Annotated in this window: 16 protein-coding genes; 8 read left to right on the forward strand and 8 right to left on the reverse strand. The window is 64.2% G+C overall.

Annotation, left to right across the window (positions count from 1 at the left end; genetic code table 11):
• The first annotated feature begins 370 nt into the window (after positions 1-370).
• The 8 genes from glnE (at position 371) to OZ911_RS01855 (ending at position 10,491) form a co-directional block, all read left to right on the forward strand.
• Positions 371-3,304, forward strand: coding sequence for a bifunctional [glutamate--ammonia ligase]-adenylyl-L-tyrosine phosphorylase/[glutamate--ammonia-ligase] adenylyltransferase (gene glnE, locus OZ911_RS01820; protein WP_060518010.1), 2,934 nt, complete (start codon positions 371-373; stop codon positions 3,302-3,304).
• Positions 3,305-3,530: 226 nt separating this feature from the next.
• The gene (gene waaF, locus OZ911_RS01825; protein ID WP_016484555.1) at positions 3,531-4,580 is read left to right on the forward strand and encodes a lipopolysaccharide heptosyltransferase II; all 1,050 of its coding nucleotides are present in this window, start codon (positions 3,531-3,533) and stop codon (positions 4,578-4,580) included.
• Positions 4,581-5,639, forward strand: coding sequence for a lipopolysaccharide heptosyltransferase I (gene waaC, locus OZ911_RS01830; protein WP_016484556.1), 1,059 nt, complete (start codon positions 4,581-4,583; stop codon positions 5,637-5,639).
• Positions 5,639-6,763, forward strand: a complete 1,125-nt coding sequence (locus OZ911_RS01835; protein WP_016484557.1) for a glycosyltransferase family 4 protein — start codon at positions 5,639-5,641, stop codon at positions 6,761-6,763. The genes waaC and OZ911_RS01835 overlap by 1 nt, the downstream gene beginning before the upstream one ends.
• A complete protein-coding gene (gene rfaP, locus OZ911_RS01840; protein WP_023048018.1) occupies positions 6,760-7,566 on the forward strand; it encodes a lipopolysaccharide core heptose(I) kinase RfaP in 807 nt (268 codons plus the stop codon). Before OZ911_RS01835 ends, rfaP begins: the two co-directional genes overlap by 4 nt.
• Positions 7,566-8,300 (forward strand): lipopolysaccharide kinase InaA family protein, encoded by a 735-nt coding sequence (locus OZ911_RS01845; protein WP_016484559.1) that lies wholly within the window; start codon positions 7,566-7,568, stop codon positions 8,298-8,300. The genes rfaP and OZ911_RS01845 overlap by 1 nt, the downstream gene beginning before the upstream one ends.
• Positions 8,297-9,049, forward strand: coding sequence for a lipopolysaccharide kinase InaA family protein (locus tag OZ911_RS01850; RefSeq protein WP_016484560.1), 753 nt, complete (start codon positions 8,297-8,299; stop codon positions 9,047-9,049). Before OZ911_RS01845 ends, OZ911_RS01850 begins: the two co-directional genes overlap by 4 nt.
• A complete protein-coding gene (locus tag OZ911_RS01855; protein ID WP_023048017.1) occupies positions 9,049-10,491 on the forward strand; it encodes a lipopolysaccharide kinase InaA family protein in 1,443 nt (480 codons plus the stop codon). Before OZ911_RS01850 ends, OZ911_RS01855 begins: the two co-directional genes overlap by 1 nt.
• Positions 10,492-10,509: 18 nt before the next feature.
• Here OZ911_RS01855 and OZ911_RS01860 read toward each other — a convergent pair whose 3' ends face one another.
• The 8 genes from OZ911_RS01860 to OZ911_RS01895 form a co-directional block, all read right to left on the reverse strand.
• Positions 10,510-13,296 carry a dermonecrotic toxin domain-containing protein gene (locus OZ911_RS01860; RefSeq protein WP_070086415.1) on the reverse strand — a complete coding sequence of 929 codons (2,787 nt, stop codon included), beginning with the start codon at positions 13,294-13,296 and terminating at the stop codon, positions 10,510-10,512.
• Positions 13,297-13,363: 67 nt separating this feature from the next.
• Positions 13,364-13,549 (reverse strand): hypothetical protein, encoded by a 186-nt coding sequence (locus OZ911_RS01865; protein ID WP_016484563.1) that lies wholly within the window; start codon positions 13,547-13,549, stop codon positions 13,364-13,366.
• Positions 13,546-14,658, reverse strand: coding sequence for a PepSY-associated TM helix domain-containing protein (locus OZ911_RS01870; RefSeq protein WP_016484564.1), 1,113 nt, complete (start codon positions 14,656-14,658; stop codon positions 13,546-13,548). The genes OZ911_RS01865 and OZ911_RS01870 overlap by 4 nt, the downstream gene beginning before the upstream one ends.
• Positions 14,659-14,713: 55 nt before the next feature.
• Entirely contained in the window at positions 14,714-17,146 is a 2,433-nt protein-coding gene (locus tag OZ911_RS01875) for a TonB-dependent siderophore receptor (RefSeq protein WP_016484565.1), read from the reverse strand.
• A 148-nt stretch (positions 17,147-17,294) separates the two neighbouring features.
• Positions 17,295-18,251: a FecR domain-containing protein gene (locus OZ911_RS01880; protein WP_016484566.1), complete on the reverse strand. Its 957-nt coding sequence runs from the start codon at positions 18,249-18,251 to the stop codon at positions 17,295-17,297.
• Positions 18,248-18,766, reverse strand: coding sequence for an RNA polymerase sigma factor (locus OZ911_RS01885; protein WP_016484567.1), 519 nt, complete (start codon positions 18,764-18,766; stop codon positions 18,248-18,250). The genes OZ911_RS01880 and OZ911_RS01885 overlap by 4 nt, the downstream gene beginning before the upstream one ends.
• Positions 18,767-19,001: 235 nt before the next feature.
• Positions 19,002-19,712, reverse strand: coding sequence for a 3'-5' exonuclease (locus OZ911_RS01890; RefSeq protein ID WP_016484568.1), 711 nt, complete (start codon positions 19,710-19,712; stop codon positions 19,002-19,004).
• Positions 19,709-21,646 carry a DUF294 nucleotidyltransferase-like domain-containing protein gene (locus OZ911_RS01895; protein WP_070086414.1) on the reverse strand — a complete coding sequence of 646 codons (1,938 nt, stop codon included), beginning with the start codon at positions 21,644-21,646 and terminating at the stop codon, positions 19,709-19,711. Before OZ911_RS01895 ends, OZ911_RS01890 begins: the two co-directional genes overlap by 4 nt.
• Positions 21,647-21,839 lie beyond the last annotated feature (193 nt).

Raw genomic sequence — 21,839 nt, forward strand, 5'->3', positions numbered from 1 at the left:
GCGGAAAGGCAACCAGAATCGATTGCCTGAGATTGCGACTGGCCTTATGGGCAGACGTCGTGAATTCTTGGATTACCGGGGTGTCATCCGGCGCCGTGTAGTTTTACTACATTTGCTTGCGCATTTCATGCTTTTGCACGACATGAGTAGTAGTAAAACTACATTTCTGCGACGTTTGGTCGCACCTTGGCTTGTGAGGAAAAACGTTCATGGTGGTTGGCATTGTGATGCGAACGGGTACTTCTTGATGTTTGTTGCCAAGTTTTCGTTTTTTTCAGCTATTTCCAACTTTTGTACGACAGTCCAACCGTGGTCCGGCTTCCCCTTGGCCGCTTTTTCCCTTCTATTTCACGCCGATCAAGGATAGACCATGCGCCTGCCTTTGCCGTCCGATCTGCCCGCCACCCTCCAGCCACTGGTCGCTCGCAACCAGCAATTCCTGAGCGATGCAGTGGCCGCTCACCCTGACCTCGACCTGAACGCCTGGAGCACGGTGCACCGGCAACAATTCGATCAGGTTGCTGCCGCCAGCGACTTTGTTCTGGGCCTGGCCCAGCGCGAGCCAGCCATGCTCTTCGATCTGCTGGCCAGTGGCGAGCTGGAGCGGGGTTATGCGCCGGGGCAACTGCGCGGGCAAATCGCGGCGGCTGCCCAGGCTGCGCAAAGCGACGACGAGCTGGCACGTAACCTGCGCCGCGCGCGCAACCGCCAGCAGTTGCGCATCATCTGGCGCGACATCACCCGCCAGGCGGCGCTTGGCGAAACCTGCCGCGACCTGTCTGACCTTGCCGATGCCGCCATCGACGAAGCCTACCAATGGTTGTACCCGCGCCATTGCCAGCAGTTCGGCACCCCCATCGGCAACCGCAGCGGCCAGCCGCAGCACATGGTGGTGCTGGGCATGGGCAAGCTGGGGGCGGTGGAGCTGAACCTGTCGTCGGACATCGACCTGATCTTCGGTTTCCCCGAAGGCGGTGAAACCGAAGGGGTAAAGCGCTCGCTGGAAAACCAGGAGTTCTTCACCCGCCTTGGCCAGCGGCTGATCAAGGCGCTGGACCCGGTGACCGTCGACGGCTTCGTGTTCCGCGTCGACATGCGTCTGCGCCCCTATGGCTCGGCCGGCGCACTGGTGCTCAGCTTCAATGCCCTGGAGCAGTACTACCAGGACCAGGGCCGTGACTGGGAACGCTACGCGATGATCAAGGCACGGGTGGTGGCGGGCGACCAGGCGGCCGGCGCGCAGTTGCAGGAAATGCTGCGGCCGTTCGTGTACCGCCGGTACCTGGATTTTTCCGCAATCGAAGCGCTGCGCACCATGAAGCAGCTGATTCAGCAGGAGGTGCGGCGCAAGGGCATGGCCGACAACATCAAGCTGGGTGCCGGCGGCATCCGCGAAGTGGAGTTTATCGCCCAGGCCTTCCAGCTGATCCACGGCGGGCGCGACCTCAGCCTGCAGCAACGGCCGTTGCTCAAGGTGCTGGCCACCCTCGAGGGGCAGGGTTACCTGCCGCCGGCGGTGGTGGCCGAGCTGCGCGAGGGGTATGAGTTCCTGCGTTATACCGAGCACGCCATCCAGGCCATCGCCGACCGGCAGACGCAAATGTTGCCTGAAGGCGAAACGGACCAGGCGCGGGTGGCTTATATGCTCGGCTTTGCCGACTGGCACAGCTTCCACGACCAGCTGATGTACTGGCGTGGCCGTATCGACTGGCACTTCCGCCAGGTGATCGCCGACCCGGATGACGAAGACGGTGAGGGCGAACTGGTGGTGGGGGGCGAATGGTCGCCGCTATGGGAGCAGGCGCAGGACGAGGAAGCCGCTGGCCGGCAGTTGGAAGAGGCCGGGTTCAAGCAGCCCGTCGAAGCCCTGCGGCGTCTGGCCGGCCTGCGCTCCAGCCCGCAGCTGCGCTCGATGCAGCGTATCGGCCGTGAGCGCCTGGATGCCTTCATCCCACGGCTGCTGGCCCAGGCGGTGGAGCATGACAATCCTGACCTGGTGCTTGAGCGTGTGTTGCCGCTGGTCGAGGCGGTGGCGCGGCGGTCTGCCTACCTGGTACTGCTGACCGAAAACCCCGGCGCTTTGCGCCGTCTGCTGACGTTGTGCGCTGCCAGCCCGTGGATTGCCGAGCAAATTGCGCTGTACCCGCTGTTGCTCGACGAGCTGCTCAATGAAGGCCGCTTGTTCAGCCCGCCACTGGCCCCGGAGCTGGCCAGCGAGTTGCGCGAACGCCTGACGCGCATCCCCGAGGACGACCTGGAGCAGCAGATGGAAGCGCTGCGCCACTTCAAGCTGGCGCACAGCCTGCGTGTGGCTGCTTCGGAAATAAGCGGCAACCTGCCGTTGATGAAAGTCAGCGACTACCTGACCTGGCTGGCCGAGGCCATCCTCGACCAGGTGCTCGCCCTGGCCTGGCGCCAGACCGTGGCCCGCCACGGCCAGCCCAAGCGCAGCGACGGCAGCCTGTGCGACCCAGGGTTCATCATCATTGGTTACGGCAAGGTCGGCGGCCTGGAGCTGGGCCACGGCTCGGACCTGGACCTGGTGTTCATCCACGACGGCGACCCGCAGGCGGAAACCGACGGCACCAAGCCCATCGACAGTGCCCAGTTCTTCACCCGCCTGGGCCAGCGCATCATTCACCTGCTGACCACCCAGACCAACTCGGGCCAGCTGTACGATGTGGACATGCGCCTGCGCCCGTCCGGTGCTGCCGGCCTGCTGGTCAGTTCGCTGGGCGCCTTCGAGCGCTATCAGCAGAACGAAGCCTGGACCTGGGAGCATCAGGCCCTGGTGCGGGCCCGCGTACTGGTGGGTTGCAAACAGGTGGGCGCGGCGTTCGAAGGCGTGCGCGCCAAGGTACTGGGCCAGGCGCGCGACCTGGAAAAACTGCGCACCGAAGTGAGTGAAATGCGCGCCAAGATGCGCGGCAACCTCGGTACCAAGGCCACGGCTGCCGGTACTGCGGCCAACGCCTTCGAGGCCGGTGTGCCCTTCGATATCAAGCAGGATGCCGGCGGTATCGTCGATATCGAATTTATGGTGCAATACGCCGCTTTGGCCTGGTCTCATGACCACCCGGCCATACTCCGATGGACCGATAACATCCGCATTCTGGAAGAGCTGGAGCAGGCGAACCTGATGCCGGCCAGTGACGCGGTGCTGTTGCGTGAAGTGTACAAGGCGTTCCGCTCGGCTTCGCACCGCCAGGCCCTGCAGAAGCAGGCCGGGGTGATCGATGCGACGCAGTTTGCCGATGAACGCCGTGAAGTGCGGCGGATCTGGGGTGAACTGGGGTTGACTTGAGATTGTTGGGGCCGCTTTGCGGCCCATTCGCGGCACAAGGCCGCTCCCACATGGGAATGCGATCTCCTGTAGGAGCGGCCTTGTGCCGCGAATGGGCTGCAAAGCAGCCCTAAAGGCTCATGCCTCACCACCGGTGGTACACTGTCCGCCACATAGCCTGAATATAAAGAGGGGAGGCCAGGCTGTACCGCAGCCTGTAGCCTCCCCGAGCGTTTCTGGACTAAGCATGAGAATACTGATCATTGGCCCCAGCTGGGTCGGCGACATGGTGATGGCGCAGACCTTGTTCCAGTGCCTGAAACAGCAGCACCCCGACTGCGTGATCGACGTGCTGGCCCCCGAGTGGAGCCGGCCGATCCTGGAGCGTATGCCCGAAGTCCGTCAGGCCTTGAGCTTCCCGCTCGGCCACGGCGCGCTGGAACTGGCCACGCGGCGGCGCATCGGCAAATCCCTGGTCGGCCAGTACGACCAGGCCATCCTGCTGCCCAACTCGATGAAGTCGGCATTGGTGCCGTTCTTCGCTGGCATCCCCAAGCGCACCGGCTGGCGCGGCGAAATGCGCTTCGGCCTGCTGAACGATGTGCGCAAGCTGGACAAGGCCCGCTACCCGCTGATGATCGAACGCTTCATGGCCTTGGCGTACGCGCCCGGGGCCGAGTTGCCGCAGCCGTACCCGCGCCCCAGCCTGCAGATCGAAGCGCAAAGCCGCGAGGCTGCGCTGGCCAAGTTCGGCCTGGAGCTGGACCGCCCGGTACTGGCGCTGTGCCCTGGCGCCGAGTTCGGCGAGGCCAAGCGTTGGCCAGTCGAGCATTACGCGGCCGTGGCCGATGCGATGATCCGCCAGGGCTGGCAGGTATGGCTGTTCGGCTCGAAGAACGACCACCCGGTCGGCGAGCAGATCCGTGACCGGCTGATCCCGGGATTGCGCGAAGAATCCTCCAACCTGGCCGGTGAGACCTCGCTGGCCGAGGCCATCGACCTGATGTCCTGTGCCCATGCCGTGGTGTCCAACGACTCCGGCCTGATGCACGTGGCCGCCGCACTGAACCGCCCGCTGGTGGCGGTGTACGGCTCCACATCGCCCGGCTTTACTCCGCCGCTGGCCGACCAGGTGGAGGTGGTGCGCACCGGTATCGAGTGCAGCCCATGCTTCGACCGGACCTGCCGTTTCGGCCACTACAACTGCCTGCGCCTGCTGGACCCGGGCAAAGTCATCGCCGCCCTGCACAGCCTGAGCGGGCCGGACCTGATCGATACCGTGGCCGAGGTCGACTAAGTGCGGGTACTGATCATCAAGACTTCGTCGTTGGGTGATGTGATCCACACCCTGCCGGCGCTCACCGATGCCGCCCATGCCATCCCGGGCATCCGTTTCGACTGGGTGGTGGAGGAAGGCTTCGCTGAAATCCCCGGCTGGCACCCTGCGGTCGACCAGGTTATACCGGTGGCCATCCGCCGCTGGCGCAAGAACCTTTGGCAGACCCTCAAGAGTGGCGAGTGGAAGGCGTTCAAACAGCGTGTGCGCGAGCGCAAGTACGACCTGGTGATTGACGCCCAGGGCTTGGTCAAGTCGGCTTGGCTCACCCGCTACGTGAAGGCCCCGGTCGCCGGCCTGGACCGCTACTCGGCTCGCGAAGGCTGGGCCAGCCGCTTCTATGACCGGCGCCTGTCGGTTGCCACCGGCCAGCACGCGGTGGAGCGGGTGCGCCAGCTGTTTGCCATGGCCCTGGCCTACGACTTGCCAGAGGGCATAGGCGATTACGGGCTGGACCTGGAGCGCCTGCAGCTGCCGCCAGCAGCGCCTTACGTGGTGTTTTTGCATGGCACCACCTGGGCGACCAAGCATTGGCCCGAAGCCTACTGGCGCGAGCTGGCCGAGCGCATGGGCCGGCGCAAGCTGGAAGTGCGCCTGCCTTGGGGCAACGCCGCCGAGAAGGCGCGGGCCGAGCGCATTGCACAGGGCTTGAACAACTGCCAGGTGCTCCCCAAATTGAACCTTGCCGGGGTTGCCCGTGTATTGGCGGCGGCAAAAGCCTGTGTGGCGGTCGATACCGGCCTTGGCCACTTGGCTGCGGCACTCGATGTGCCGACCATTTCGCTGTTCGGCCCGACCAACCCGGGCCTGACCGGTGCCTACGGACGGACCCAGATTCACCAGGCCAGTGACTGGCCTTGCGCTCCCTGCCTGCAGAAGAAGTGCACCTATAAACCGAGCGCCGACGACCTGCGCCGGTTCGATCTGAAACGCGAGTGGCCGCTGTGCTTCACTCGCCTGAATCCCGAGCATGTGGCGGGCCGCTTGAGCGCGTTGCTGCTGGCTGAGGATGTCCGTTGATGCAACTGGCTTTCGTGCTTTACAAATATTTCCCCTTCGGCGGGCTGCAGCGCGATTTCATGCGCATTGCCCTGGAATGCCAGAAGCGGGGCCACCAGATCCGTGTGTACACGCTGATCTGGGAGGGTGACATTCCGCCTGGCTTCGAGGTGCTGGTGGCGCCGGTCAAGGCCATTTTCAACCACCGTCGCAACGAGAAGCTTAGCGCCTGGATGGCCGCCGACCTGGCCAAGCGCCCGGTCGACCGCCTGATCGGCTTCAACAAGATGCCGGGGCTGGACGTGTACTACGCCGCCGACGGCTGCTTCGAAGACAAGGCGCAGACCCTGCGCGGTGGGCTGTACCGCCGCTGGGGCCGCTACCGGCACTTTGCCGAGTACGAGCGTGCGGTGTTCGCCAAGGACGCCCACACCGAAGTGCTGATGATTTCCGAGGTGCAGCAGCCGCTGTTCATCAAGCATTACGGCACCCCGGTGGAGCGCTTCCACCTGCTGCCACCGGGTATTTCCCAGGATCGCCGCGCGCCGGCCAATGCTGCCGAGATCCGTGCCGAATTCCGCAAGGAATTCGACTTGGGCGATGACGACCTGTTGCTGGTACAGATTGGCTCGGGCTTCAAGACCAAGGGTGTGGACCGCAGCCTCAAGGCGCTGGCCGCGCTGCCATCGGCCCTGCGCAAGCGCACGAAGCTGATGGTGATCGGCCAGGACGACCCCAAGGTGTTCCAGTTGCAGAGCGCCACCCTGGGGCTGGGTGAGCAGGTGCAGTTCCTCAAGGGCCGCAGCGACATCCCGCGTTTCCTGCTGGGTGCCGACCTGCTGATTCACCCGGCGTACAACGAGAACACCGGCACGGTGCTGCTTGAAGCGCTGGTGGCTGGCCTTCCGGTGCTGGTGTCCAAGGTGTGCGGCTACGCCCATTACATTGCCGAGGCCGACTGTGGCCTGGTGCTGGACGAGCCATTCGAACAGGAACAGCTCAACGGCTACCTGCAACGCATGCTGGAAGACCCGCAGGCCCGCGCCAGCTGGTCGCGCAACGGCCTGGCGTTTGCTGAAACCGCCGATCTGTACAGCATGCCGCAGCATGCTGCCGACGTGATCCTGGGGCAGAAAACCGCATGAAGCTGATACTGGCCGAACCGTTCAAGCGCCTGTGGGCCGGGCGTGATGCCTTCGATGCCGTAGAGGCGCTGCAAGGTGAGGTCTATCGCGAGCTGGAAGGGCGGCGCACACTGCGTACCGAAGTGGCTGGCGAGGGCTTTTTCGTCAAGATCCACCGCGGCATCGGATGGGGCGAGATCTTCAAAAACCTGCTCACCGCCAAGCTGCCGGTGCTGGGTGCCGGCCAGGAATGGCGGGCTATCCAGCGCCTGCACGAGGTGGGCGTGCCGACCATGACCGCAGTCGCCTATGGCGAGCGTGGCAGTAATCCGGCCACGCAGCACTCGTTCATCATCACCCAAGAGCTGGCGCCGACCATCAGCCTGGAAGACTTCAGTATCGACTGGCTCAAGCAGCCGCCCGAACCGCGTCTGAAGCGTGCGCTGATCGCCGAAGTGGCAAAAATGACCGGCGGCATGCACCGTGCCGGCGTCAACCACCGCGATTGCTACATCTGCCATTTCCTGCTGCACACCGACCGCCCGGTGACGGCGGATGACTTCAAACTGTCGGTCATTGATCTGCACCGCGCCCAGACCCGGGCGACAATCAGCCGCCGCTGGCGCGACAAGGACCTGGCCGCGCTGTACTTCTCAGCGCTGGACATCGGCCTCACCCGGCGCGACAAGCTGCGCTTTTTGCAGGGGTACTTCCAGCGCCCGCTGCGGCAAGTGCTCAAAGACGAGGCCCGGTTGCTCGCCTGGCTGGAGTGCAAGGCGCAGAAACTCTACGATCGCAAACAACGCTATGGGGACGCGCTCTGATGGCGGGTTGGACACTGGCGCCAGGCTACGAACACCTGGCGGCGGACTTTGGCAGCCTCGATGCGGTATTTGCCCTGCAAGGCGAGCGCCTGACCCGCGACCCGCTCAGCGAAGTGGTGCGCATCGAGCGTGACGGGGTCAATTACTACGTCAAGCGCTACACCGGGGCTGGCAAGCACATGCGCCGCTACCTGGGGCGGCCGCGCATCAAAGCCGAATGGCAGAACCTCAAGCTGTTCGCCAAGTGGGGTATCCCTACTGCCGAAGTGGTGGCCTGGGGCCTGGAACGCAACGGCCTGGCCTTTGGGCGCGGGGCTATGATCACCCGCGAGCTGCCGAACACCGAAGACTTGTCTGCGCTGGCCGAACGCAACGATACACGCCTGGCCGACCGGGCCTGGGTCGACCATCTCAGTCGTCAGCTGGCGCGCCACACCCGGGTCATGCACGAGCACCGCTTTGCCCATAATGACCTGAAGTGGCGCAACCTGCTGGTCGACGACCAGGGCACGCTATTCTTCATCGATTGCCCCACCGGCGACTTCTGGCGCGGCTTCATGTGGCGGCACCGGATGATCAAGGACCTGGCGTGCCTGGACAAGGTGGCCAAATACCACCTGTCGGCCACCCAGCGCCTGCGTTTCTATCTGCAATACCGTGGCCGCGACCGGCTGAATGTGCGCGACAAAAAGCGCATTCGCCAGGTGCTGGGCTTTTTCGAGGGAAGGGAATGACCGATTACCTGGCCAGCGCGGACCTCGCGCTGCTCAAACGCCATGGCCTGGACGACTTCGAGGCGCTGTGGGCGCTGCAACTGGAGGCGGTGGATGAACCCAACACCGGCCGTGGTGGCTGGAGCAGCGTGTTCCGCCTGGAACTCGAAGGCAAGGGGTACTACCTCAAGCGCCAGAGCGACTACCTGACGCGCACCCTGCACCGGCCGTTTGGCGAGCCCACTTTTGCCCGCGAGTTTCGCAACATCAGCCGCTATCAGAAGCTGCACATTCCGGCCTTGCAGGCGGTGTTCTATGGCGAGCGCAAGCAAGGCGGCAAGCACCGCGCCATCCTGATGACCCGCGCGCTGGACGAGTGGGCCGATCTCGACAGCCTGTTGGCCCACTGGCCACAGCTGGGCGATGCCGAACGCAATGGCATCCTGCAGGCGTGCGGCCAACTGGCGCGTACCCTGCACAGCGCCGGCCAGGTGCATGGCTGCTTCTATCCCAAGCACATTTTCCTGCGCCAGCGACGAGAAGGCTGGGATGCACAACTGATCGACCTGGAGAAGACCCGGCCATTGCTGTTTGGCATGCGTGACCGCCTCAAGGACCTGGAGCCGCTGCTGCGTCGCGCCCGCGCCTGGAGCGAGGCTGATGTGCGCACGATGCTGGCGACTTACCTGGCGCAGCCGGCTGACAGCACGCTGGTCGATACCTGGCTGCAACGCCTGACGCAACGGCGTCGTGAAAAAGAGGCCCGCTGATGCGTTTGTCTGAACTGAAGGACGCCGGGCGCAGCCCGTCGTTGCCCCTGAGCATCACCCTGGCGGACGCCGCCGGCAGCGCCGAACTGCAACTGCTCAGCCTGCTGCGCGTCCTGCCCGGGCAGCGCTATGTGGGCGCTGGTGTGTGGCGCGGTATCCCGGTGCTGGCCAAGCTGCTGGTGGGCGGCAACGCCGCCCGGCATTTCCAGCGCGAACTGCAAGGTGTGAAATTGCTGGCCGAACATGGCTTGACCACGCCGAAGCTGCTGGCCGACGGCCTCAAGGAAGGCGAGGGCGGCTGGCTGCTCTTCGAATTCCTCGACGGCGCTGAGAGCCTGGCCGATGCCTGGGCGGCGGTGGAAAGCCAGCCGGTGCTGGCCGACGAACAACACCTGGTGCTGGGCGAAGCGCTCACGGCTGTCGCGCACATGCACGCTCAGGGCCTTTGGCAGGAAGACCTGCACCTGGACAACCTGCTGCGCCATGGCGGCAAGCTGTACCTGATCGATGGCGCCGGTATCAAGGCTGAAACGCCAGGCCAGCAGCTGTCGCGCCCACGTGTACTGGAAAACCTCGGCGTGTTCTTTGCCCAGCTGCCCAAGCGCCTGGAACCTTTCATCGAAGAGCTGCTGGTCCACTACCTGCTGGCCAACGCCGAACATGCGTTGCCACTGGAAGCCCTGCAAAAGCAGGTGGACAAGGTGCGCAACTGGCGCCAGAAGGACTACCTGGACAAAGCGGGCCGCGAGTGCAGCCTGTTCAGTGTCCAGCGCACACTCTCGGGGTTGCAGGCGATCCGTCGCAGTGAGGTCGAGGCCATGCAGCCGGTACTGGAGCAGGCCGATGCACTGATCGACAGGGGCCACCTGTACAAGACCGGTGGCGCCGCCAGTGTGGCGCGCATCGAGGTGAACGGTCGCAAGCTTGTGCTCAAACGCTACAACATCAAGAACACCGCGCACTGGTTCAAGCGCTTCTGGCGTCCGAGCCGTGCCTGGCATTCGTGGATCGAAGGTCACCGCCTGGAGTTCCTCGACATCGCTACGCCCAAGCCGTTGGCGGTGCTGGAGCAACGGGTCATGGGGCTGCGCAGCCGTGCCTATCTGGTCACCGAGTATGTCGATGGCCCGGACCTGACGGCATGCTTTGCGCCCTACGTCGAAAATGGCGATGCGCCCGAGGAACAGGTGGATGCGCTGGTGCATGTGATGCAGCAGCTGATTCGCGAGCGCATCAGCCATGGCGACTTCAAGGGCCATAACCTGTTCTGGGACAATGGCCGGTGGTCGCTGATTGACCTCGATGCCATGTGCCAGCACGCGACCCAGCTCAGCTTCGCCCCGGCCTACGCCCGGGATCGGGCGCGGCTGTTGCGAAACTGGCCGAGTGGCAGTGCCTTGTACCAGCGGCTGGACCGGTTATTGCCCAAGCTGGGCGATTAAGGCTGTCGATGCGGGCAGTCAGCGGGCTGGCAGTGGCTGATCTGGCAATGCCAGCCAGTCGCTGCTGCGCCCCGCCTGGCGAACGCGTATCAGCCACTGGCCATTCTCGTGGCGCAATACCGCCCACGGCGCCGCGCCAGCGCTGCTGGCGGCTGCCATCTGCAAGTGGTAACGGTCTGGCAGCAAGTGGCGGCGCAAAGGTAGCTGCCCGCCCATGAGCGCCAGGTACAGTTGATCTTCAGCCTGGTAGAGCCCCTGTTCGATGTTCAAAGGTGTGCCCGCCAGTGGCGCTTGCAGGTAGCAGTCCTGCAGCAGCTGCGTCAGGTCGGGCAGCCCGTCGTACCAGTGCACCGATGAGTCGATTACCCATTGCCCGTCGGCTCTGCGCTTGAGCGGCTGATGCAGGTAGGCATCCGGTTGGTCAGGGTCGATGGCCCGCCAGCGGTAGCCGTCGAAACTGACCTTGTAGTAGCGGTTGTCGTTATCCTTGACGAAGTACAGCGACAGCCCGCCAAAGGCCGTGGGCTGTTCGTATACCCCTTCACCGTAGATGCCGTCTATGCGATAGCGCAGGTTGGTGCTGTCCGGTTGCGCCTGGAAGCGCGCGGGCAACGGCAATGGCGGTTGCTTGGGCATGCCACGCAGCGAACGGCGCAGCAGGCCAGAGCCTACATAACTGATCGCTGCATCATTGAGGTGGCTGAAGGCGTTGTAGGCGTGGCGCATCACCCCTTCCACATCCTCCTGCTTGAAGGCCTGCACGCCGTCCCAGATGTCGATGGCCATGCGGCCGATCGACAATGCCAACAGGGCTTGGTTGGGCAGCAGCAGGCTGATGAAGTCCACCAGGCGCCAGCTCAGCGCGATGATCGTTTGCGCATTCACTTCCTGGGTGGTCATGCTGTCGGCATCGGCCTGGGCGATCAGCGCCTGGACCTCGGCCCGGTAATAGACAAAAAACAGGTCATCGTTCACTGCAGGGGTTTTTACATGTGTGCCCAGGCGCCCCTTGTCCAGAAGGCGCTGCACCGTGGCTGCGGGTAGCAATGGCAGGCGCTGTGCAATGTACGCCTTCAGCCCGGGCTGCTGGCGCACAGTACGAAGCAGTTCGCGGGTGGTGCGAAAACGGCGCCATGCCCTGCGGTCCGGGGCATCCGGCGTATACAACACGCATGCCTGGGACTTGTAGGGGGTACTGTTGAGCAGCAGCACACCCTGCAGGGTGTGGCCCATGATGTTCAATTGTCGAACCGTGACCGGGTAGCCCGCCACCGGGGCGCGCAAGGTATTGTGCGGTTGATCCAGCACGGCGCACACCCAGTTGTAACCGTGCTCGAAAGGGTCTTCGCCGAAGTGCCCGGCGTAGCGTGCCTTGACTGCTTCTGCACGCATGCGCGCCAGGTTTACCCGGCTGTGTGCGGCCTGGCGCCACTTGCCGGTTCTGGAACCGATAAGTTGGGTATGCAGGTACATTGCGTAGCTGTCGCCCACGTTCAGTTCCCGGATCATGTTTTTCACATACTCCGCCGTTAGGCCAGGTGGTATGGCACACCCTCGGGCATGGACCATGCGCGCGGTAAGCCAGTAGTCGGTGTCGAACCATGGCAGGTTCTTCAGCGCCAGCTGTTCGAGCGTGTTGCTTTCCTCGACCATTTCCACCATCTCATCGCCCACGCGCTGCATGCCGGCGTAGGTGACGTAGGAGGAGGTGGCGAAGGGATGCATGACAGCGCCGGTACGGCGGGCGCGGACGATACTCACCTGAATCTCGCCCGGATCCGCGTCGTACCCCAGGTCGTAGCTCAGGCGCTCGCGCAGGCGTGCATTGGCCCAGCTCAGCAGGCTGTTGCGTTGCTTGAAGTCGTTGAGGCTAAGCACGCCGGGGGCTGCAGCCCGCTCGGCAGTTGCCACCAGCTCCTGCATGGCCTGCATGATATGGCTCAGGCCTTGCGCGGAGGTATTGCGCAGCCAGTTCGGCAGGTTCTTTTCAAGCAGTTGCGAATAGCGCGTCTGCAGGATGGGTTTGGCGCCGACTTCGTGCCGAAGCGCCATGGCCCTGTTCAGCCGGGCGTGCTGGTCGGTTATGTCGACGCTCCATAACCCGGGATCACTCAACCGCTGGCGCTGGGCTTCGATCACACTGTCGACCTGAGCCTCCAGCAGGCTGTCGGCATACCAGTCATAGCGCAGGCGATGCGACCGGCGCGCGCGGTCTGCCTGTTCCTCAAGGTACAGGTGCAGCAGTGGCCGGCTCTGGAGCGGATCCTCCAGGCGTTCGCAGAGCTCTTTGTGCAGTGCGGCAAGGGAATCGAATGCTTCGATACCCTGTGACAGGCTGCACAGCAAGGCGCTGCCTGCGGCGTCTTCTGCCGTGAGCATGTGGCCCTCGACGGTACTGGCAACGATGACCAGAGTGCCTGGCAGGTAGCTGCGCCAGTTGGGCCGCCGGTCTTCCAGCAGTACGCGGTACACCTGTGGCCGTTCGGCCAGAGGCAAGTGCCTGCGTTGTGAGGGCAATGGCTTCTCCAGGCAGGTGCGCAAGAGTTCGGCTTGCCCGTTGCTCAAGGTCTGGTCGGCCACGCGCAATTCGATTTCGGCCAGCATCAGCGCCTTGCGCAGTATCAGCAATTGCTGCCTGGGCGTGTTGCCCTGTTCATCGGCTGTGGCCCAGAAACTGGCCAGCTCGCCGTGTAGCCAGGTGCGCGTGCCGGAGGTGATGGGTTGGTTGAGGGCGATGGTGGGGAGGCCGTCGAGCAGGTCACCGATGTGTCGGTCGATCTGTTCCAGGTGTTCGAGGGGGCGCATGGGGCTGATCCTTGGTTGAGGAAAACCCCATGCTTGGCAATACCCGCAACTGCGTGGTGGTAGCGGGCTAGCGCCGCCGACGCCAGAACAGCCCGCGCACGCTCAGCAGGGCTGGAAGGCCCAGGCCGGCCCAGGCCAGCACGTCCCAACCACCGTCCCCCAGCAGCGCGGCGAACAGGCCCACGAAGCCCAGCAGGGCAATCAACGCTGGCCAGGCGAAAAGGCGCACAGTGGATTGCGACTGGTGGCTCATGTCCGCGCCTCCCTGGGTTTGCGCTGCTTGCCCCACCACAAGTAGAGGCCGCTGCCGAGCACGATGAGGGTGAGCACATCCAGGACCGCCCACAGTATTTGCATCGGCCGCCCGCCGTAGTCGCCAAAATGCAGCGGCTGCGACAGGCCCATGGCGTCCATGTACCAAGGGCGATCGCCTACGGCAGTCACTGCCAGGGTACGGGCGTCGATCAGCACCGGCGTGAACAGGTGCGAGGTCAGATGGGTGGAGCCGTTCATGAACACCGCGTAGTGGTGCTCGCTGGAAAAGCGCGTGCCGGGGAAGGCAATGAAGTCCGGGCGCATGCCAGGGGCGGCCTGTTCGGCAATCTGCAGCAGGCGTGTGGCTGGCGCGCGGTCGGTGAGCGGCGGGGCATTGCGATACGGTGCGACCATGGTTGCCAGGCTGTCGTTGCGCCAGGCGGCGATGACCAGGTCGGACAGGGCACTGATCACACCGGTCACGCCCACTGTCAACGCCCACGCCAGCGTAACCACGCCGAGCAGGTTGTGCAGGTCGAGCCAGCGCAGGCGGCGGGATTTTTCGTGGCGCACGGTGCCGAACGCCAGGCGGCGCATGAACGGCGCATACAGCACGGTGCCGGAGACGATCGCGACGATGAACAGTATGCCCATGAAGGCCAGCAGCAGCTTGCCGGGCAGGCCGGCGAACATGTCCACGTGCAGGCGCAGCATGACCATCATGAAACCACCATTGGCGGCCGGCATGGCCACTGCCTCGCCGGTACGGGCGTCGAGCATGAAGGTGTGCGACAGGTTGGGGTCGGTGCCCGCAGTGGCGGCGGTGATGGCGACCACGCCGTTGGGTTCGTCTTCGTCGTAGCCGAAGTACTGCATGACCTCGCCGGGGCGATGCTGTTCGGCTTTCACTACAAGCTGCTGCAGGTCGAGGTGCGGGGTGCCTGCTGGCATTTCGCGCAGCTCGGGGGCGTCGCCGAGCAGGTGTTCGAGTTCGTGGTGGAAGATCAGCGGCAGGCCGGTGAGTGCCAGCAGTAGCAGGAACAGGGTACAGACCAGGCTGCTCCAGGTGTGGACCACGGACCAGCGGCGGATGGTGGGGCTTTTCATCACGGTACCGATTTTGTCTGTTGGAACCTGGGGCCGCAAGGCGGCCCCCGCTCATTCAGAACTTGTAAGTGGCGCTGGCGACAACGCTGCGCTCATCGCCGTAGTAGCAGTAGTACCCGTCGCAAGTAGAGAGGTAATCCTTGTTCAGCAGGTTGGTGGCATTGACCGCCACCGAGGCGCCTTGCAGGCTGCTGTTCAGGCGACCCAGGTCGTAATGCACCGACGCGTCGAATACGGTGTAGGCCTTGGCTTTGCCCAGGTAGGTATTGGCCTGGTCACCGTAGGTGTTGCCGGTGTAACGCGCGCCCAGGCCGATGCCGAAGCCGTCGAGCACGCCCGAGTGCCAGGTGTAGTCGCCCCAGATGGACGCCTGCTGGTTCGGCATCAGCTGCAGGCGGTTGCCTTTGAAATCGCCGTCCTGCACCTCGGACTTGGCCAGGGTGTAGGCGGCAATCACCTTCAGGTTTTCGGTCACATCGGAAACCGCTTCCAGCTCAAGGCCGCGGACTTTCACTTCGCCGGTCTGGCTGGTGATGGTCACCCCACCAACGGTGTCGGTGACCGCGACGTTTTTCTGGGTCAGGTCATACACGGCTGCCGACAGCAGGGTGTTGGAGCCTGGCGGCTGGTACTTCACGCCCAGCTCCCACTGTTTGCCCTCGGTGGGTTTGAGCGGGTTCGTTGCCGACACACTGGCATTGCTGGAGGGCTGGAACGACTCGGCATACGACAGGTACGGCACGAAGCCCGAGTCGAACACATAGCTGATGGCTGCGTTGCCGCTGAACTTCTTGTCCCGCTGGGTACTGGTGGCATCGTCCTGGTTGAAGAACTTGGTGCCGGTATGCACCCAGTCCTCGCGACCGCCCAGCGTCAGGCGCCAGTTGCCGAGTGCCATCTGGTCCTGCACATACAGGCCGGTCTGACGGGTTTTCTGGTTGTAGTCATAAAACGCGGTCGAGCGATCCGGGCGGGTGATCGGCAGCCCGTAGACCGGGTTGTTGACGTTGCTGTCCGGCACGTTGAAGCCGAAGATCGACAGGTAGTTGGTATTGACGCGCTGGTGGTCCAGGCCGATCAGCAGGGTGTGGGTAATGTCACCGGTGGCGAAGTCGGCCTGGAAGTTGTTGTCCACCGCGAACTGGCTGATGTCTTCATCGGTATTGGTCGACATGCGGCTGACTGTGCCGTCGTCTTGCACCGGGCCGCCCGGCGAATAGTAACTGCCAGGGGTGATGGTCTGGAACGACAGGTCCGACTTGGTATAGCGCAGGTTCTGGCGGAACTGCCATACGTCGTTGATGCGGTGTTCGAAGGCGTAGCCCAGCGCGTAGTAAGTGCGGTCGTAGAACTCGTAATCCGGGTCACCCAGGTTCTTGTGGTGCGAGATCTTGCCGAACGGCATGTCGATCTTGGTGCCCTGGATGGGCCGGAACTGGCTGGTGGCGCCGGTATCGTCGCGGGTGAACTGGGTCAACAAGGTCAACGTCGTGTCTTCGTCGATGTTCCAGGTCAGGCTTGGCGCGATGTTGTAGCGCTTGTTGTCGATATGGTCGATTTGTGTGCCGCTGTCACGGATCACGCCGCTGACGCCGTACAGAAAGCGGCCGTCGTCGTCGATCTTGCCAGTGCTGGCGAAGTTGATCTGACGATGGTTGTCGCTGCCATATTGCAGCTCGATCTCATGGGCGCTTTCGGCCTGCGGGCGGCGGCTGACCATGTCGAGCAGGCCGCCGGGCGGGGTTTGGCCATAGATCGAGGAGGCCGGGCCACGCAGCAGGGCGAGGCGGTCGAGGTTCCAGGTTTCGGCTTTGGGGTTGGCGTACACGCCGCGTGGCAGCGGCAGGCCATCGAGGAACTGGGTGGGCTCGAAGCCGCGCACGCGCATCCAGTCATACCGCGTGTCGCTACCGAAACTGGCCGACACGATGCCCGGCATGTAGCGCACGGCGTCATCCAGGCTGTGCACGCCACGGTCTTTCATCTGCTCGCGGGTGGCAATGGAGATGGAGCGGGGGGCTTCCACCAGTGCGGTGTCGGTTTTGGTGCCAGCGGCGGTGCGTTTGGCCAGGTAACCCTCTACCGGCCCCCAGGCACTTTCAGAAACGCTGGCGGCGTTCACGGTGGTTTCTGGTAGCGCCAGGCTGCCATCCGGCACCGCCACCAGGCTGTAGCTGCCCACGGTGCTCTGTTGCAGTTGCAGGCCGGTACCGCGCAGGGCGGCTTGCAGGGCGCCAAGGCCGTCGTACTGGCCGCTCACCGCGGCCGAAGTGCGGCCGCTGACCAGTGCCGGGTCGATGGCCAAGGCGATGCCCGCCTGGCTGGCGATCTGGTTGAGGGTGGTGGCTAGCGGCGCGCTGGGCAGGTTGTAGGCGCGCGCAGTGGATGGCTCGGCGGCGAACAAGGCAGGGCTGGACAGCGGGGCAGCCAAGCCGATGGCCAGGGCCATGAGGCTGGGGCGCAGGATACGATCAACGGCACGGGACATGCGGCGGTTCCTCGACGGGTAAGTGCTTGCTGCTTCCTTGCCGAGCGAGATCTGAAAAGTGACAGGGCGAATCTGAAAAATATTGAGAATTATTTGGAGTGTGTAGTGGCCTGTTCGCGTGCAAGCCCGCGAACAGGGCAGTGAAGGTTTACTTGGGAACGACGTTCACCCACCACTGGGTATGCCGCTCGATCTTTACCGGCAAGGCCGGCACCAGCGACTCCAGCGCCAGGTTGGTGTCGGTCAGCGGGAAGCTGCCAGTCACGCGCAGGTCTGCGACTTGCTCGTCTACCCCGAGGTAGCCGCTGCGGTATTTGCCCAGCGCGGCCAGCAGTTCGCCCAGGCGCACGTTGTCCACCACCAGCATGCCACGGGTCCAGGCATCGGCCCCGACCGGTACTGCGCCGACCTGGCCGAGGCCGTTGGCGTTCATCAGCACTTGCTGGCCTTCACGCAGCACTTGTTCGTCGCCGCTGTTATGCGGCATGGCGGCGACCGAGGCTTGCAGCACTTCCAGGCGTGTACCGCCGGCTTCGCGGCGCACCAGGAAACGCGTGCCAAGGGGACGCAGGCGACCGTCGTCGGTGCGTACCAGCAGCGGGCGGGGGTCTTGGTGGCCGGTTTCGACCGAGATTTCGCCCTGATGCAGCACGATGACCCGCTGCTCGCCTGCGTAGTCGATGTCTACCGCGGTGTGGGTGTTCAGGCTCAGCAGTGTGCCGTCTTCCAGGCGCAAGGTCCGCAGCTCACCCGTGGCCGTGCGCTGGTCGGCCAGCCAGTAGCTGGGGGCCAGTGACGGTGCGCCGACCCAGGCCAGCAACGAACCGAGCAGGACCATGCTGGCCAGCCCGCTGCCAACTTTACCGATGCGTCGACGCAGGCCGGCGCGCGATTGCAGCAAAGCCTGGCGTGCCGGGCCGGCCGCAGCGCTGACGCGTTGGTCCATGGCCCCGAGCTGACGCCAGGCACGTGCGTGTTCTTCGCTGGCGGCATGCCAGCGCATGAACGCGTTGCGCTCATCCGGCGTGCCGCTGGCGTCGCCGAGGCTGAGTTTCCAGGCGATGGCGTCTTCCAGGACCTGGGACGAAACCGGTGCATTGCTCACGTCGGCTCCCCGTACAGGGCCACATAGCACTGGCGCATGCCTTGGGCGATGTACTGGCGCACCCGTGATACTGAAACGCCCAGGCGCTCTGCGATTTCGGCATGGCCCATGCCGTCCAGGCGGTTGTGCAGGAACGCTGCGCGGGCCTTGCTCGACAGCTTGCCGAGCAGGCGGTCGATGGCTTTGAGGTCTTCAAGGATAAGGTGCAGCGCTTCCGGTGAGGGGTGTTCGGCTTCCGGGATCAGTGCCAGCTCGGCGAGGTAGGCCTGTTCCAGTGCGGCGCGGCGGAAATGGTCGAACATCAGCCCCTTGGCCACGGCGGCCAGAAAGGCGCGGGGTTCGCGGGGGGTATCCAGCTGGTCTCGGCCGAGCAGGCGCACGAAGGTGTCCTGGCTCAGGTCTTCGGCACGTTGGCGACAGGCCATGCTGCGTTGCAGCCAGGCGAGCAGCCAGCCGCGGTGGTCGCGGTACAGCGCACCGACCAGATCGGCGTGTGGGCTCTGTGCAGAAGACAAGCAGCGTCCCCCCGGAACGAATGCATTAACTAACGATAATTATTCGCGATTGTTGCAGAGGGGAGGGGGTGGGTGCAATGGACGCTTATCGGATTGCCACCACTAGGGATGTGTTGCCTGTGCCGGCCTCTTCGCGGGTAAACCCGCTCCCACAGGTACTCCACAGTATTCAAGGCTGTGAGATCCCTGTGGGAGCGGGCGTGCCCGCGAAGAGGCCAGCAAGGCCAATACAAAGCTAAAGGCCGTGACTCTGCACGTTACGCCTGCGCCACCCACGCAACCGCTGCTCCAGCTGCAACGGGCTGTCCAGCTGCTGGCGCCGGGCCTGGCTGAACAGGATCAGCGCCAGCTCTGCCGTCACCTGGGCATCGGCACTGGCATGGTGGCGTTCCTCCACCTGCAAACCAAACCGCGCCACCCAGTCATCCAGCCCGGCCTCGCGCAACACTGTGTCGGGGTTGAGCATCGGCGCCAGTTCGGCAACGTCGAGGAACGGTGACTGCAAGCGATACCCAAGGCTCTCTTTCAGCGCACGGGCCAGCATGCGCTGGTCGAATGGCGCATGAAACGCCAGCACCGGGCTGTCACCAATGAAGTCGAGCAAATCGAGCAAGGCCTCGGCCGGGTCGCAACCGGCGGCCAGGGCGCTCGGGCCCAGGCCGTGGATCAGCACGCTGGCGTTGGTCTTCTGCAAAGGCCGGTGCAGGGTACGTTCGAACTGCTGGGCAAAATCGATGGCGCCATCTTCGATGGCCACTGCTCCAATCGACAGCACCTGGTCCCGGTTGGGGTTGAGCCCGCTGGTTTCCAGGTCCAGCACTACCCAGCGTTGTTCGCGCAGGGTACACACCCCCAGCGGCGTGGGCTTGGGTAACCGGGCCAGGCGCTGGCGTGTGCTGTGGTCCAGCTCGGGCGCGCTGGGGCGCAGCCACGCGAACAGGCTCATAACTGGTACCGCAAGGCCAGGCTGCTTTGCAGGCGCTGGGCCTGGCGCAGGGACTCGCGCAGGATGCGCCGGTCCAGGTGGTTGAGGCTGTCCGGGTCGAGCCGGTTGGAGTAGGGCAGGTTGTCGCGCGCCTGGCGTTGGTGCTGCTGCATTCGGGTTTGCTGAATGAAATGGTAAGCCTCTTCATAGGCCGCGCCGTCCAGTGGCTCGATCACGCCCTTGGCTACCAGCTGGCGCAGCCGTTCCAGGGTATTGCAAGCACCGACGCCATTGGCCAACGCCAGCAGCCGGGCGCCGTCGACGAAGGGTGTCAGCCCCTGGACCTTGAGGTCGAGGGTGGCGGCCTTGTCGTTGCCCTGTCGGGTCAGCACGAATTCGCGCAGGCGGCCCACCGGCGGGCGCTGGCGCAGGGCATTGTCGGCCAGCATGCGCTGGAAGATGCGGTTGTCGGCCACCTGCTCCAGCAGGCCCTGGCGCAGTTGCTCGCAACCTTGCTCATCGCCCCACACCACCCGCAGGTCGAAGTAGATGCTCGAACCCAGCAGGTTCTCCGGGCTGGCCTCGCGCACAAAGCCGGCAAAGCGCCGTGCCCACTCGCTGCGCGACAGGCACAAGTCAGGGTTGCCCGCCATGACGTTGCCCTTGCACAGGGTAAAGCCGCACTGGGCCAGGCACTGGTTGATGTATTGCGCGAGCGGCAGCAGGCGGGCACGGATGGCGTCGGCTTCGGTACGGTCTAGCGCTTCGAAGAGGATGCCGTTGTCCTGGTCGGTGTGCAGGGTCTGCTCGCGGCGCCCCTCGCTGCCAAAGCACAACCAGCTGAACGGCACGCCCGGGTCGCCGCGCTCGGCCAGCGCCAGCTCGATCACCCGGCACACGGTGTGGTCGTTCAGCAGGGTGATTATCTGGGTGATCTGCGTGGACGATGCGCCGTGGGCGAGCATGCGCTCGACCAGTTGGCTGATTTCCCCACGCAGCGAGACCAGGGTGTCCAGCCGGGGCGCATGGCGGATGGTGCGCGCCAGGTGCACCAGGTCGACCCGTTGCAGCGAGAACAGGTCACGCTCGGAAACCACACCGCACAGGCGCCGGTTTTCCACCAGGCACACATGGGCGATATGCCGCTCGGTCATGGCCATGGCCGCGTCGAAAGCGCTGGCCTGAGGGCTGAGGTAGAAGGGTTTGACTGTCATGTGCCGCTCGATGGGGGCGCCCAGGTCGGCATCCGCCGAGGCCACCACCTGGCGCAGGTCGCGCAGGGTGAAAATGCCGGTGGGGTAGCGCTGCGGGTCGACCACCACGATGCTGCCGACCTGCTGCTCGTGCATCAGCCGCACGGCTTCGCGCAAAGACATGTCGCCACTGCACACCACCGGATGACGCATGGCCAGTTCACCCAATGGCGTGTTCAGCGAGTACTGGGTGCCGAGGGTTTCCACGGCACGCTGTCGCACCTGCTGGTTGACCTGGTCGAGCAGGCTGCTGACTCCGCGCAGGGCAAAATCCCGAAACACTTCAGACATCGAGAACACGCGGATGAACGCGGCCTTGTTCAACTGCAGGCAGAAGGTATCTTCACCGGCCAGGTGCTCGGTGCGGGTGGCCCGCTCGCCCAGCAGGGCCGCCAGCGGGAAGCACTCGCCACTGGTGATTTCGAAGGTGGTTTCCACGCCAGGCTTGACCAGGTGCTGGCGCTCGCCAACCACGCGGCCCTGCTTGACGATGTAGAAGTGCTCGATCGGCCCGTCGGCAGGCTTGACGATGCTCTCGCCGCAGGCATAGAAGCGCAGCTGGCACTGCTCGACCAGGTAGGCCAGGTGGCTGTGCTCCATCTGGTTGAACGGCGGAAAGCGCTGCAGGAACTGCAGGGTGCCCTGAATGTTCTGCAGTACTGCTGTCCTGCCCGCCTGGCTGTAGGCGTCCTTTTTGCTCATGAAACTGACCGTATCGCTATGCCGAACTATATATATCTATATATAGGTGCCGGCCCTGTTGTTTTCTGCCTCCATGGTCGGCTTGCGGCGGGGTGGTGCCCATTGGACGTAAGTCTATGAAGGCCCCCTGTCAAAGACCCGACGAAAGGCGAAACGGGTTACGCGAGTAATGTGGTCCTAAGGCTGAAGCGGA

The sequence above is a fragment of the Pseudomonas fortuita genome, assembly GCF_026898135.2.
Lineage (GTDB): Bacteria > Pseudomonadota > Gammaproteobacteria > Pseudomonadales > Pseudomonadaceae > Aquipseudomonas > Aquipseudomonas fortuita.